We start from the raw sequence: 12829 nt of genomic DNA, 5'->3' as shown, positions 1-12829 counted from the left end.
TAAAACTCCGGGGATTTTCGGGCGTGGAATTGTGCGGCTGACTGCAAACCGATATGATCATGGCATGTATTGTAAACCCAACAAAGGAGGATGACGAGCCCTTGGACGATCCGCTCAGTATCCCCGTCGGCGCCGTGCACCTGCGGCCAACGGACCGGGAGGCCAACGCCTGGTTCGGCGATCCCGTCCCGTTCTATTGGGAGGGCACCTACCACCTGTTCTACGTATGGGACCAGGGCCACCTCGTCCTGCCCCGGGTCTGCCACAAGTGGGGACATTTCGCCTCACGCGATCTCGTCCACTGGACGGAGTACCCCATGGCCGTCGAGCCTGGCGAGGAGGCCTCGTGCGGCACCGGCTCGGTGTTCCACCAAGACGGGACGTTTCACATGTACTATCTGGGGCGCTATTTCACGACCAACGGCGTGATGCATGAGACCCTCTGTCACGCCACCAGCACTGACCTGATCACGTGGACGAAGGATTCTGCCAACCCCATCTCGCGGCCGGACCCGCGCTGGTACGCGCCGACCGACTGGCGCGACGGCTTCCCCTTCTGGAACGAGGAGGCGCAGGAGTACTGGATGCTGGTGACCGCCTCCCTGAAGGAGGGGCCCGAGCCGTTCCGGGGTGCGATCGCCCTCCTGGCCTCCCGGGACCTCCGGTCGTGGGAGGCACGTGCGCCCTTCTGGGCCCCGCATCTGGGCCGGCACCTGGAATGCCCCGACCTTTTTTACTGGAACGGTTGGTGGTACCTGCTCTTCTCCGGGGCCCACGACTCCACCCACGGCACGCTCTACCGCAAATCCCGGAGCCTCTGCGGCCCCTGGGAGACGCCCCGGGTGGAGACCTTTGACGGTCCGTTCTTCTACGCCGGGAAGACGGCGGGCGACGGCCGGCGGCGGATGCTCTTCGGCTGGCTGGGCACTCGGGCCGGCGACGCGGACTCGGGTTACCCCCAGTGGGGCGGACACGGCCTGGTACGTGAGCTGGTGCAGGACCCCACCGACGGCAGCCTCTGGGTGAAGTGTCCGCCCGAGCGGCTGCAGCTGGGAACGCCCGCGGCGGTTCCCTCCTTCACTCCCCAGCTCGGCCGGTGGCGGACGGAGGGCCCGGAACTGGCGGCCGCGGCGCCGGGGTTGGCATACGCCACCACGGACCTGCCCGGCAACCGGCTGATCCGGTTCCGCTTCCGCCCTGACGGGGGCGCCCGCCGCTTCGGCGCCCTGCTGCGCACGGATCCCGGCCTCTCCGGCGGCTACCGGCTGGCCATCGAGCCCGAGGCCCAGCGGTTCACGTTCAGCGGCTACGGGCCCGAAGGTCGACCCCGGCTCCGGCCCGTCGACCGGCCGCTGCCCTGCGACCCACGCCAGGAGTTCACCGTGACGCTCATCCTCTCGGGATCGATCGTCGAGGTCTTCGTGAACGACCGGTCTGCGCTGGCCCTGCGCGTCTACGACCACCGCGGTCCCTCCTTCGGCCTCTTCGTGGAGGAGGGTGCCGGCACGTTCACGGACCTTTCGGTTCGCTCCCTCCCCGACGACCCCTGGTAAGCAGACGCAAGCCGGCGCTCCCGCCGGGCCGGGAGCGCCGCTTGGGCTGCGCACCATCTCGCAGACAGGGGTTGTCTGCCTATTGTAAAATAACAAGTGTCAAGGTTTTTCGCGACGATTCATGCCGGAAAGGAGGGCGGCCATGCCGAACAGCAAGGACGGGTTCTCCTGGGATCAGATCGGTGACATCGCACTGGGACGTCCGAACCTGGGGCCCACGACCCGCCTGGAGGCGTACCGGCTCATGCAGTTCAGCCTCCGGCACGTGCTCGAGGCGGAGTACGGCGCCGAGGCGGCCGACCGGCTGTTCCGCGCGGCAGGCCGTCTGGCCGGCCAGGCGTTCGCCGAACGCCAGATGGAGCCCAGGGGGTCGCTGCCGGAGTACGTACGAGACCTCCAACGGTTGCTGCGCGAGTTTGGGATCGGCATCTTGCGCGTGGAAGAGACCAACCCCGACGCTGGCCGCCTCGTACTGACCGTTGCGGAGGACCTGGACTGCTCCGGCCTGCCGGAGATGAACATGCACGTCTGCAAGTACGACGAGGGCTTCATCGCCGGCCTGCTGGAGGCCTTCACCGGACGGATCTACCACGTGACCGAGGTGGATTGCTGGGCCTCGGGGGAGCGGGTCTGCCGCTTCGTGGCGGAGGCGGAGGAACCACAATGAGCGAGGGGGTAGCCGACCTGGACCGGGCCGTGGCTGCGCTGCAGCGCCTGCTCACCGACCCCCACGCCCCGGAGCAGCCACCTGCCGAACTCCGGACCCACAAGGGTTTCGCCGAACTGTACCAGGAACTGGCGGCGGTTCGGAGCCACCTGCAGCGCATCAGCCACGGCAACCTGAGTCAGCCCATCCGCCAGCGGGGGCTGCTCAGTGGCTACCTGAAGTCGCTGCAGGCGGAGCTCCGCCACCTCACCTGGCAGACGCAGCGCATCGCCGCCGGGGACTTCTCCCAGCGGGTGGAGTTCCTGGGCGAGTTCTCCGCGGCCTTCAACACGATGACTGAGGCGCTGGCCCGCACCACGGCCGAACTGTCACAGAGCGTGGCCCATTACCGGCTGCTGGCCGAAAACGTCGCCGATGTCATCCTCACCCTCGACCGCACGGGCCGCCTCACCTACGTGAGCCCCTCGGTGTTCCGCCTGGCGGGGTACCAGCCGGACGAACTGGTCGGGCGCTCGCTCACCGAGGTCACCAGCCTCAAGGGCCCGCCCCGCCCCGACACGGTCGTCGAACTCCAGGTCCGGTGCAAGGACGGGACGGAGCGCTGGGCGGAGATGACCACGGCAGCACTGCCGGCGGAGACCGGTGCGGAGGCTGTTCTGGTCTGCGTGCTGCGGGACACCACCGACCGGAAGCGGCTGGAGCTGAACCTGGAGCAGCTGGCCACCGTCGACGGGCTGACGGGAGCCTTCAACCGGCGCTTCTTCGTGCAGCTCTGCGAGCGGGAGATCGCCGAGGCCCCCCGCCGCTGCAGGCCCGTGGCGCTGGTAATGCTGGACGTGGACCACTTCAAGCGCATCAACGACCAGTACGGCCACAGTGCCGGCGACGAGGTGCTGCGGCAGGTGGTGCGCACGGGGCGGCAGGTCCTGCGGGCGGAGGATGCCTTCGGCCGCGTCGGCGGCGACGAGTTCGCCGTGCTGCTTCCGGGAACGACGGCGGAACAGGCGGTACGGGTCGCCGAGCGGCTCCGGGCCGCCTATGCCGAAACGGAAGTGACACCGGACGCGGGCGTGCGCATCCGCTTTACCGCGAGCTTCGGCGTGGCCCAGTGGCGCCCGGAGTGGCGGACCGCCGACGACCTGCTCCTCCGCGCCGACCGCGCGCTCTACGCGGCGAAGCGGGCCGGGCGGAACTGCGTCTGCACCGATACGGAAGGCGACCAGGGGGCGTAGCCTTGCGAGCCGGGCCATGCGCCTTTAGCAGGAAGAAGGGGTGCGAGACCGAAACTTTACGCTGCAAATGTAAAGCGGTGGGAGGCATGGGGACGTGATCGGTCTGGGCACCCTTGCGAACGTGGGGGCCGTGATTGTCGGGGGCGCGCTGGGAAGCCTGGTGATCCCGCAGGTGCCCGAGGCCGTGCGGAAGGGCACCATGCAGGCGCTGGGCCTCGCCGTGGTGCTGATCGGGCTCAAGATGGCCTGGGAAACCGAGAACATGCTGCTGGTGGTGGTCTCCATCGCGGTGGGTACCGCCATCGGCGAACTCCTGCGCATCGAGGACCGGCTCCAGAACTGGGCGAAGCGGCTGGAGCGCTGGCCCCTCACGCTGCGGGGAAGCTTCGCCAAGGGCTTCGTGCAGGCCTCGCTGCTCTTCTGCACCGGCGCCATGGCCATCACCGGTGCGCTGGAAGACGGCTTGAACGGCAACCCGTCGATCCTCTACGCCAAGTCGATCCTCGACGGCGTGGCATCGGTGATGTTCGGGTCGGTGATGGGCGTCGGGGTGATGTTCGCCGCCATCCCGGTGGGCGTCTACCAGGGACTCCTCACCTTGGGTGCGGCAGCCATCAGCAGCGTGCTGACCGACGCGATGATTCGGGAGATCAGCGCCACCGGCGGCCTGATGGTGGCAGCGATCGGCCTGAATCTGCTCGGGGCGACGGAGATCCGCATCGGCAACCTGCTGCCCGGGCTGGTGGTGATCGCGGTGCTGGCAGGGGTGTTTGCGTGAGGCTTACCGTGGGCCCGCCCTGCAGGGCGGGCCTCTTTGCTGCCTCCCCGCCAGGTCTGCAGCCGCGTACACGACCCGCCGCATGCGGCAGGTCGCGTTGCTGGCTGGCGACGCCCTGTGGCGGTGTGCCCCGAAAGCGCTCACCAAAGGAGAGGCCGGGAGAGTTCCAGCAGACCACCCTTCTTCGACGCGCCTGGAGTTCGCCGAAGAAGGGTGGTCTCAAGCTTCATCGGTGTGCGCGCCAATCCCGGGGCGAGATCCGTCAACGCACCCGGCATGCGGGGCCCCGACAGCCTTACGTGCGGCCTTCCTCCGTGCGTGGCACGCCCTTCTCCACCAGCGCCGCGCTGTCGGGGAGCTGCTCGAGGCTGCGGCAGAGCCGGATCAGCTCCTCCGTCTGGTTCGCGGGCAGAATCGGAGCCACCAGGGCCCGGAACTTCGCATCCAGCTCGTCGTCCGTCATGGGCCGCTCCAGGCTGCCCACCGCATGGGGTACGTACCGCTCAAGTACCCGGCCGTCCGCCAGGGTAATGGCGACGTAGCACGCGTCCTTGGGCATGCCAGGATCTGCAGTTGCGGTCACCCGCTCCCGCAGTGCGACAACGGCAGGATCGGCCACCCGGCTGTCACTGTACTGCGCCTCGCCGGCGGCGCCGTCGATGATGGCCACCGCGACCGAGTGGTACACGGAGAACTTGCCCTCCAGCCCCACCTGCGGCGCCCGCTTGCCCGTAAGCTCCAGCACCAGCGGGTTCACCCGCAGGTCGATCCTCTCAATCTGATCCGCGGTGAGCCCGTACTCGTTGCGCAACTGGATGCAGCCGTCGATGGCCGGGTGGATGACGATGCCGCAGGCGAAGGGTTTGTACGTGTTGAACAGGATCTCGAACCGATCGCCGAGCCCGTCGGTGATCTCGGCCAGGTTGTGCTCGGCCGCCATCACGTTTGCGAAGCCACGACGGCCCTCGATGCCCTGCGTCGAACTGTTGAAGCCCCGCGCCGCCAGGAGGGCGGACAGGAGCCCGTTCTGAGCGGCACGCCCGGGGTGGAACGGCTTGCAGTGCGTGCCGAACATCTCCCGGAGCCCGGCCGCCTGAGTGGCCGCAATCCCGAGGGCGTGGACCATCTGCTGCTCGGTGAGGCGGAGCAGTTTGCCCGCTGCTGCGGCGGCGCCGAACACGCCCGCTGTGGCCGTGATGTGCCAGCCCTGGTCGTAGTGCGACGGGTAGACCGCCCTTCCGATGCGGCACTCCACCTCCACCCCCAGGACAAAAGCGAGGAGGAGGTCCTTGCCCGATACGGGGCGCGTCTCCGCGATGGCGAGCAGCCCCGGCGCCACGGGTCCGCTCGGATGGATCACCGTCGCGAGGTGGGTGTCGTCAAAGTCGAAGACGTGGGAGCTCATCCCGTTGATGAGGGCGGCGTGGAGAATGTCCAGCCGCTCGGTCCGCCCCAGCACGGAGGCTCTTGGCGGACCGCTGAACTCGGCGACCGTGGCCAGGGCGATCTCCACCGCCTCGTGCCGGCAGCCGCCGATGGCCACTCCCATCCAGTTGAGCAGGGACCGTTTCGCCTCATGGATGACCTCGGCGGGGAGTGACTCGTAGGTGGCGTCCACCACATACCGGGCCAGGGAGCGCGTCACGTCCATCCGTCCTCAGCTCCTTGTCTGCAGCGGAGTCAACCGGTCAGGGCACTTGCCACGGAAGTGTGGGATGCCGGGCGGAGTCGCCCCGGCTCTGAACGCGTAGAGGTTCGGCCACCGGAGGCACAACTCCTGCGGAGGAACGCGTTGAGGCTCCGAAGGCACAGGCCCTCGGAGCCCCGCTATGTGTTGGAGCTGGCGACAGGAATCGAACCTGCAACCGCCTGATTACAAATCAGGTGCTCTGCCAGTTGAGCTACGCCAGCAAACCACGGCGACGATAATCATACCACATTCTCAGCCGGGTTTCAAATGTACGGAGGGCCGGTGCCCTCCGGTGCCTAGCCGCAGCCGCAGTGCTTGCGGCGACGGGCGCTGGGTATCTGCAGCGGCGGCGTGTTGATCGTAGCCACGCAGGGCCGGCCGCCCGGACCGGGCACGACCTTGGAAACGGGGCAGCTCACCAGGTTGAACGCCTGGCCGGGGGTGCGGAAGGTGACCGGGGTGCAGTCCACGGTGACGTCCCCGATGGGTATCAGGCGGCGCCGGCGCTTGCGGTCACGGAACGCGCCGCGGTCGTCATCGCAGCCGCAATCCCGGTCGTCCGCCACGTCGGCGGCGAACGCGTCGTCGTTCCACCAGCCCATGCTCTCCCTCCTTCCCTCCCAGCCTATGACGGACGCGCTGCCGTTGACATAAAAGAAACAGGCCGCAACTGCGGCCTAGTCGCTTGCGCGGTCGAGCCCCTGATTCCGGTTTTCCAGGTACCGCTCCAGCTTCCGCTTCACCCGCTGCAGGGCGTTGTCGATGGACTTCACGTGCCGGTGGAGCTCCACGGCGATCTCGTGGTACGACTTCCCGTCGAGGTAGCTCATCAGCACCTTCCACTCGAGATCGCTCAGGATCTCCTCCATCTTCCCCTCGATGTCGCCGAACTCTTCCCGGCTGATGATCAACTCCTCCGGATCCGTTACCTTCGAGCCGGAGATCACATCGAGCAGGGTACGATCCGAGTCGTCGTCATAGATGGGCTTGTTCAGCGACACGTAGGAGTTGAGGGGGATGTGCTTCTGGCGGGTCGCCGTCTTGATGGCCGTTATAATCTGCCGGGTAATGCAGAGTTCTGCAAAAGCCCGAAACGACGACAGCTTGTCCGAGCGGAAGTCGCGGATGGCCTTGTACAGGCCGATCATACCTTCCTGTGTAATATCGTCGCGGTCCGCGCCGATGAGAAAGTATGAGCGAGCCTTGGCCCGCACAAAGTTCTTGTACTTATTAATGAGGAATTCCAGCGCCTCCGTCGACCCCTCACGGGCGTACTCCACGATGTCTTCGTCGAGCATGGAGTCGTAGTCGTGGAAGACATCGCGCTGCGGTGTCGCCGTCATGAGCCGTCCCCCTCTCAATACAATCCTTACACAGGTATAAACTACGAGTGTGTGCGGCGACTACCCGACCTGCGGCTGTCGCGACGAGTATGTTGCGGATTGGAAGAGCGGCCCGAATCACGCCTTGTCCCTCTGCGGCAATCCTAATGTGGATTATACTCGCTGGCGCGAGTTAACGTCAAGGCAACGGGCCAGGTCAACCTGAATACGGCAGCAGAATCCGTCGCAAAATAGCAGGGATCTCAGCAGCGATGTCGAAATGTATTCGGCAACGCGTTTGCCAAGAACGGGTGGCCTGTCCATGCGGCCACCCTTCTGTATTTTACCAGCCGGGAACGCACCGGTATGCTCCCGACCGACCCGGGCCACTGGCGGTCAGGGCGGTCGCCGCCGCCCATCCGCCCCGGACGTCAGGACGCCCGCACCCCCGCGGGGCCGCGGGTGTTTCTATTTGCGCGTGCTGCGCTGCCGGCGGATCTCGTAGAGTAAGATGGCCCCGGCCACGGCGGCGTTGAGGGAGGACACGTGGCCGAGCATCGGCAGCCGTACCGTGACGTCGCACTTCTCGGCGACCAGCCGGCTCATGCCCTTGCCCTCGCTGCCGATCACCACCGCCAGCGGCCCCGTCAGGCGGGCCTCGTAGTAGAGCTGCGGCGCGTCCTGATGGGTGCCGACCACCCAGTAGCCCTGTTCCTTCAGCGTCTCCAGGGTGCGGGCGATGTTGGTCACCCGGGCCACGGGCACGTACTCCACCGCCCCGGCCGACACCTTGGCCACCGTGGGCGTGACGGCGGCCGCCCGGCGTTCGGGGATGATCACGCCATGGACCCCGGCGGCGTCGGCGGTGCGCAGGAGCGAGCCCAGGTTCTGCGGATCCTCGATGCCATCGAGCACCAGGAGCAGCGGGTCCTCGCCCGCCTCTGCGGCCCGGGCGAGCAGCTCGTCCAGGTCGTGGTAGCGGTGGGGGGCAACGAGGGCGATCACGCCCTGGTGGTTCCGACCCCGGGCCATGGCGTCCAGCCGCTCCCGGTCGACCTCCTGCACGATCACGCCGGCCTCCCGGGCCCGGGCTACCACCTCGCGGATCGACCCCTCCCGGGCGCCCTTGGCCACCAGGAGCTTGTTGATCGTGCGGCCGGCGCGCAGGGCCTCCAGCACGGGAATGCGGCCCTCGATCTGTCCTGACACGGCTTCCGTCCCCTCCAGCTTCAGTCTGCCCGCGCCGCCCCGCCCCGATGTGCGACACGCCGGTAGTGTTCCACGGTGAACCCGTACAGGTTCTCCGCGTCCGGCGGGTGGGGCGTCGCCGAGAGCAGCTCCCACTCGGACTCATCCCACTCGGGGAAAAAGGCGTCGCCGGGGAAGTCGCCTTCGATGCGGCTGAGGATCATCTCGTCTGCATGGGGCAGGAACTGCCGGTAAAGCTCGGCGCCGCCGATCACGTACAGCGGCCGCGGATCGGCCAGCACATCGGCCACGGAGTGGCGCACCTCGCAGCCCGGCGCCCGGTAGTGCGGGTCCCGGGTCAGCACGATGTTGGTGCGCCCTTTCAGGGGGCCGCCGATCGACTCGTAGGTCTTCCGCCCCATCACCACCACCTGACCCATCGTGGTGCGGCGGAAGTGGCGCATCTCGGCGGGAAGGCGCCAGGGCATCCGCCCGTCCCGGCCGATCACCCGGTCCCGGCCCATCGCCGCAACGAGGATGATCACGTCGACATCTCCCCGCGGATCGCCGGATGGTGTTTATAGTTCACCAGCTTGATGTCGTCCATCGTGAACTGGTCGATGTCCTTAATCTCCGGGTTCAGCCACAACTGGGGCAGGGGGTAGGGCTCCCGGGTGAGCTGCAGCCGCACCTGGTCGAGCAGGTTGCGGTAGATGTGGACGTCGTTCAGGTAGTGGGTGAAGGTGCCCGGCTGAAGCCCGGTCACCTGGGCAACCATGTGGAGCAGCAGCGCGTAGCTGGCGATGTTGAAGGGTACGCCCAGGAAGAGGTCGGCGCTGCGCTGCCACACCGCCAGGTGCAGCTTGCCGTCTTTCACGTGGAACTGGAACGGGCCGTGACACGGCGGCAGGGCCATCTCGTCGAGGTCCGCGACGTTCCACGGGTTCACGATGAGCCGCCGAGCGTTGGGGTTGGGCCGCTCCGGGTCGGCCGCGATCTGTCGAATCTGGTCGATCACCCAGGCGATCTGGTCGTAGGTCCTGCCGTCGGGCCCCTCCCAGGCCCGCCACTGCTTGCCGTAAATGGGCCCCAGCTTGCCGCCGTTCCGGGCGGCGTCCTTGTCCCAAATGTGGCAGCCCCGCTCGTGCAGGAACTCCAGGTCGGTGCGGCCCGCCAGGAACCAGAGCAGCTCGGCCTTCACCGAGTTGAAAAAGAGCTTCTTGGTCGTGAGCGCCGGGAACCCCTCGGCCATGTCGTGCTTGAGCATGCGCCCGAACACGCCCACCGTGCCCATGCCCGTGCGGTTCGGCGTCCAGCGGCCCTCGGCGATGGCCTGCTCGTTCTCCTCCAGGATCTCCCGGCACAGCGCCAGGTATTGCAGTTCAATGTTCAACCGCCGCACCTCCCGCCTTACAAAACTTCGATGTAGTATTCCACCCCGCCGCCCACGCCCCTCCCGGCGGGGTGGGATCGACGGGGTGGTGGGCGCGCCGCCCGGCAAGTGCCGACGGACGCGCCCTGAACTGGTCAGTGCGCCGTGCCCTCCACGTAGGCGGCCGCGGCCAGGAGCAGCTCCCGCAGCCGCTCTTCCTGACCGGAGAGGTACAGGTAGCCGAGCAGCGCCTCGAAACCGGTGGAGGCGGCGTACTCCACCGGGTCGGCAGACTTGGGGGCGCCGTGCCCTTTGGCGTTCCGCCCGCGCCGCACCACGTCCTGCTCCCTCTCGGTGAGCCCGGGCATGAGGTGCTGCAGGGCCTCGGCCTGGGCGGTCGCCCGCACGTACCGGAGGGCGTGGCGGTGCAGGTCGTTCACCCGCACGTGCCCCAGCTCCAGCAGCCGCTCCCGCACGAACGTCTCGTACAGCGCATCGCCGAGGTAAGCCAGGGTAAGCGGGGGCAGCTCCAGCGGGTTCTCCAGCCTCATACCCGCCGCCACCTCACACCCTGCGGGGTGTCCTCCAGCACGATGCCCATCTCCCGGAGCTGGTCCCGGATCCGGTCGGCCTCGGCGAAGTTGCGGGCCTTGCGGGCGGCCTGCCGCGCCGCGATCAGGGCCTCGATCTCCGCGTCCAGGTTTTCGGCAGAGACCTGCCGCTGCAGGAGTCCCAGCACGCCGCCCAGCTCCTTCAGCAGGGTGAGCCCCCCTTCGGCCAGGGCACGGGAGGCGCCGGGGCCCACGCGGCTGTTCAGCTCGCGGCTCAGGTCGAAGAGGACGGCGATGGCCTCGGCGGTGTTGAAGTCGTCGTCCATGGCCTCGACGAAGCGCTCGCGGGCCTGGCGGAGCTGGGCCAGCGTCGCCTCCTCGCCGGCGTCCATCTCCGTCCGCTGAGCGGTGCGGGCCAGGTGCTCCAGGTTGGTCACCGTGTTGTAGAGCCGCTCCAGCGCCCGCTTCGTCTCCGCCATCGCCTGGTCGCTGAAGTTGAGCTGCGTGCGGTAGTGGGCGGAGAGCAGGAACATGCGGATGACTTCGCCGTCGTAGTGCTTCAGGATGTCGCGCACCGTGAAGAAGTTACCCAGAGACTTGGACATCTTCGCTCCATCGATCATCAGGTGTGCGTTGTGCATCCAGTAGCGGGCGAAGGGCTTGCCCGTCACCGCCTCCGACTGGGCGATCTCGTTCTCGTGGTGTGGGAAGGTCAGGTCCTCGCCGCCGCTGTGGATGTCGATGGTGTCGCCCAGGTACTTGCGGGCCATCGCTGAGCACTCGATGTGCCAGCCGGGGCGCCCCATGCCCCACGGGGACGGCCACGCCGGTTCGCCCGGCTTCTGGGCCTTCCACAGGGCGAAGTCGAAGGGGTGCTCCTTGCGGTCGTCAGGGTCGACCCGCTCCGAGGCGCCGGCGACAAGATCGGCCAGGTTCTTGTGCGACAGCTTCCCGTAGTCGGATTTTGTCGTGACCCGGTAGTAGACGTCGCCGCCTTCGACAACGTAGGCGTGCCCGTTGTCGATCAGCTGCTGGATCATGGCGATCTGCTCGTCGATCAACTCCGTGGCCCGCGGGTGCACATCCGCCGGGCGCACGCCCAGGGCGCCCGCGTCCTCGAAGTAGGCGGCGATCATCTCGTCGGCCAGCTCCCGCACGGTGATGCCGCGCTCGCCCGCGCGCCGGATCATCCGGTCATCCACATCGGTGAAGTTCTGCACGAAGGTCACCTGGTAGCCCCGGTACTCGAGGTAGCGGCGTACCGTGTCGAAGACGACGAAGTTGCGGGCGTTGCCGATGTGGAAGTAGTCGTACACGGTGGGCCCGCAGTTGTAGAAGCGAACCTTGCCCTGCTCGATGGGGACGAACGGTTCCTTCTGCCTGGTCAGGTCATTGTAGATGCGGATGCCCATGGGCCAAACCCTCCTGTACTCTGCGCAGGGCCCGATTCTCCTCTTCCAGCCGCTCGATGCGCTGGGTGAGCTTGTCGATCTGGCGCTGCATGTGGTCGAACATGTTGGCGATGGGGTCGGGCATGTGGATCATGTCCAGCTGGTCTGTGCGCACGCCGTTCTGTACCACGACCCGGCCCGGGTTGCCCACCACCGTGGAGTTGGGCGGCACCTCCCGCAGAACCACCGCCCCTGCGCCGATGCGGCTGTTGGCGCCGACCCGGAAGGAGCCCAGGATGCGGGCGCCGGTGCCGATGACCACATTGTCCTCGATAGTGGGGTGCCGCTTGCCTTTCTCCTTCCCCGTGCCCCCCAGGGTCACACCCTGGTAAATGGTCACGTTGTTGCCAACCTCCGCCGTCTCGCCGATCACGACCCCGGACCCGTGGTCGATGAAGACCCCCTGACCGATCTTGGCGCCGGGGTGGATCTCGATCTGCGTGAAGAAGCGGGAGATCTGGGAGATGATCCGGGCCAGCAGCTTGAAGTTCCGCTGCCAGAGCCAGTGGGCTATACGGTGCGCCCAGATCGCCTTGAGTCCGGGGTAGCAGAGCAGGACCTCCAGAACCGACCGTGCGGCGGGGTCGCGCTCCAAGACGACCTGGATATCACGCCGAATCTGTCGCCACATCTCGCTCCCTCCCTCTCCAACAAGGAAAGGCCCGCCTCTGCACACCAGAGGCGGGCACACACCCGCGGTTCCACTCTGATTGGGCGCCCGGACCGCGCCCCGCTCTTCCGGGTGCCAACACACCCTGTGCCCGCTAACGGTGGCCTTCCGTGGGCGCCTAGCGGTCGCGGACCGTGCCCGCGCCCGTTCGGACCCCAGCTCCCGGGCGCATGTTCCCTGCGCTCCCCCGACCTCCGCTTTCAGCCTGGGCGGCGGCTCTCTGTACGGGCTCCCGCAGGTACTTCTCCCGTTCGTCGCCTTTGCGTTGCTTCCGATTTTACGAAGCGCCCTTGTGGATGTCAAGCCATTGCAGGCACGTCAAGCCATTGGCCCCTGTCCGGGGATGTGCCGGCCC

At 67.4% G+C, this 12829-nt stretch carries 13 protein-coding genes and 1 tRNA gene; 4 read left to right on the top strand and 10 right to left on the bottom strand.

Annotated features, from left to right (window positions below):
- Nucleotides 1-101: 101 nt before the first annotated feature.
- The 4 genes from AB2385_RS07910 (at nt 102) to AB2385_RS07895 (ending at nt 4230) form a co-directional block, all read left to right on the top strand.
- Nucleotides 102-1553 carry a GH32 C-terminal domain-containing protein gene (locus tag AB2385_RS07910; protein ID WP_367654414.1) on the top strand — a complete coding sequence of 484 codons (1452 nt, stop codon included), beginning with the start codon at nt 102-104 and terminating at the stop codon, nt 1551-1553.
- Nucleotides 1554-1695: 142 nt separating this feature from the next.
- Nucleotides 1696-2220, top strand: a complete 525-nt coding sequence (locus AB2385_RS07905) for a V4R domain-containing protein (RefSeq protein ID WP_367654413.1) — start codon at nt 1696-1698, stop codon at nt 2218-2220.
- The gene (locus tag AB2385_RS07900; RefSeq protein WP_367654412.1) at nt 2217-3452 is read left to right on the top strand and encodes a diguanylate cyclase; all 1236 of its coding nucleotides are present in this window, start codon (nt 2217-2219) and stop codon (nt 3450-3452) included. The genes AB2385_RS07905 and AB2385_RS07900 overlap by 4 nt, the downstream gene beginning before the upstream one ends.
- A gap of 94 nt (nt 3453-3546) precedes the next feature.
- On the top strand, nt 3547-4230 hold the full coding sequence (locus tag AB2385_RS07895; RefSeq protein ID WP_367654411.1) for a DUF554 domain-containing protein: 684 nt from the start codon (nt 3547-3549) through the stop codon (nt 4228-4230).
- A 295-nt stretch (nt 4231-4525) separates the two neighbouring features.
- Here the strand turns inward: AB2385_RS07895 and AB2385_RS07890 are convergent, their stop codons facing one another.
- The 10 genes from AB2385_RS07890 to cysE form a co-directional block, all read right to left on the bottom strand.
- Nucleotides 4526-5881, bottom strand: coding sequence for an MmgE/PrpD family protein (locus AB2385_RS07890; protein ID WP_367654410.1), 1356 nt, complete (start codon nt 5879-5881; stop codon nt 4526-4528).
- 184 nt (nt 5882-6065) lie between these two features.
- Nucleotides 6066-6141 (bottom strand) — tRNA-Thr (locus tag AB2385_RS07885).
- 75 nt (nt 6142-6216) lie between these two features.
- Nucleotides 6217-6522, bottom strand: coding sequence for a hypothetical protein (locus tag AB2385_RS07880; protein WP_367654409.1), 306 nt, complete (start codon nt 6520-6522; stop codon nt 6217-6219).
- A gap of 75 nt (nt 6523-6597) precedes the next feature.
- Nucleotides 6598-7263 (bottom strand): RNA polymerase sporulation sigma factor SigH, encoded by a 666-nt coding sequence (sigH, locus tag AB2385_RS07875; protein WP_367654408.1) that lies wholly within the window; start codon nt 7261-7263, stop codon nt 6598-6600.
- A gap of 447 nt (nt 7264-7710) precedes the next feature.
- Nucleotides 7711-8451, bottom strand: a complete 741-nt coding sequence (gene rlmB, locus AB2385_RS07870; RefSeq protein WP_367654407.1) for a 23S rRNA (guanosine(2251)-2'-O)-methyltransferase RlmB — start codon at nt 8449-8451, stop codon at nt 7711-7713.
- A 20-nt stretch (nt 8452-8471) separates the two neighbouring features.
- On the bottom strand, nt 8472-8975 hold the full coding sequence (locus tag AB2385_RS07865; RefSeq protein ID WP_367654406.1) for a dihydrofolate reductase: 504 nt from the start codon (nt 8973-8975) through the stop codon (nt 8472-8474).
- On the bottom strand, nt 8972-9796 hold the full coding sequence (locus AB2385_RS07860; protein ID WP_367654433.1) for a thymidylate synthase: 825 nt from the start codon (nt 9794-9796) through the stop codon (nt 8972-8974). The genes AB2385_RS07865 and AB2385_RS07860 overlap by 4 nt, the downstream gene beginning before the upstream one ends.
- Nucleotides 9797-9957: 161 nt before the next feature.
- The gene (locus tag AB2385_RS07855) at nt 9958-10353 is read right to left on the bottom strand and encodes a Mini-ribonuclease 3 (RefSeq protein ID WP_367654405.1); all 396 of its coding nucleotides are present in this window, start codon (nt 10351-10353) and stop codon (nt 9958-9960) included.
- Nucleotides 10350-11759: a cysteine--tRNA ligase gene (cysS, locus tag AB2385_RS07850; protein ID WP_367654432.1), complete on the bottom strand. Its 1410-nt coding sequence runs from the start codon at nt 11757-11759 to the stop codon at nt 10350-10352. Before cysS ends, AB2385_RS07855 begins: the two co-directional genes overlap by 4 nt.
- A complete protein-coding gene (cysE, locus tag AB2385_RS07845; protein WP_367654404.1) occupies nt 11743-12435 on the bottom strand; it encodes a serine O-acetyltransferase in 693 nt (230 codons plus the stop codon). The genes cysS and cysE overlap by 17 nt, the downstream gene beginning before the upstream one ends.
- Nucleotides 12436-12829 lie beyond the last annotated feature (394 nt).

It is taken from the genome of Symbiobacterium sp. (assembly GCF_040797425.1).
Classification (GTDB): domain Bacteria; phylum Bacillota; class Sulfobacillia; order Symbiobacteriales; family Symbiobacteriaceae; genus Symbiobacterium.
The sequence above is the reverse complement of the archived record's forward strand: the minus strand, read 5'-3'. Positions and strand labels throughout refer to the sequence as shown.

Bases quoted from the DNA above. Each gene is read 5' to 3' on its own strand.
- sigH (WP_367654408.1), bottom strand. From the start codon at position 7,263: ATGACGGCGACACCGCAGCGCGATGTCTTCCACGACTACGACTCCATG.
- cysE (WP_367654404.1), bottom strand. From the start codon at position 12,435: ATGTGGCGACAGATTCGGCGTGATATCCAGGTCGTCTTGGAGCGCGAC.
- AB2385_RS07890 (WP_367654410.1), bottom strand. From the start codon at position 5,881: ATGGACGTGACGCGCTCCCTGGCCCGGTATGTGGTGGACGCCACCTAC.
- AB2385_RS07880 (WP_367654409.1), bottom strand. From the start codon at position 6,522: ATGGGCTGGTGGAACGACGACGCGTTCGCCGCCGACGTGGCGGACGAC.
- AB2385_RS07855 (WP_367654405.1), bottom strand. From the start codon at position 10,353: ATGAGGCTGGAGAACCCGCTGGAGCTGCCCCCGCTTACCCTGGCTTAC.
- AB2385_RS07905 (WP_367654413.1), top strand. From the start codon at position 1,696: ATGCCGAACAGCAAGGACGGGTTCTCCTGGGATCAGATCGGTGACATC.
- AB2385_RS07900 (WP_367654412.1), top strand. From the start codon at position 2,217: ATGAGCGAGGGGGTAGCCGACCTGGACCGGGCCGTGGCTGCGCTGCAG.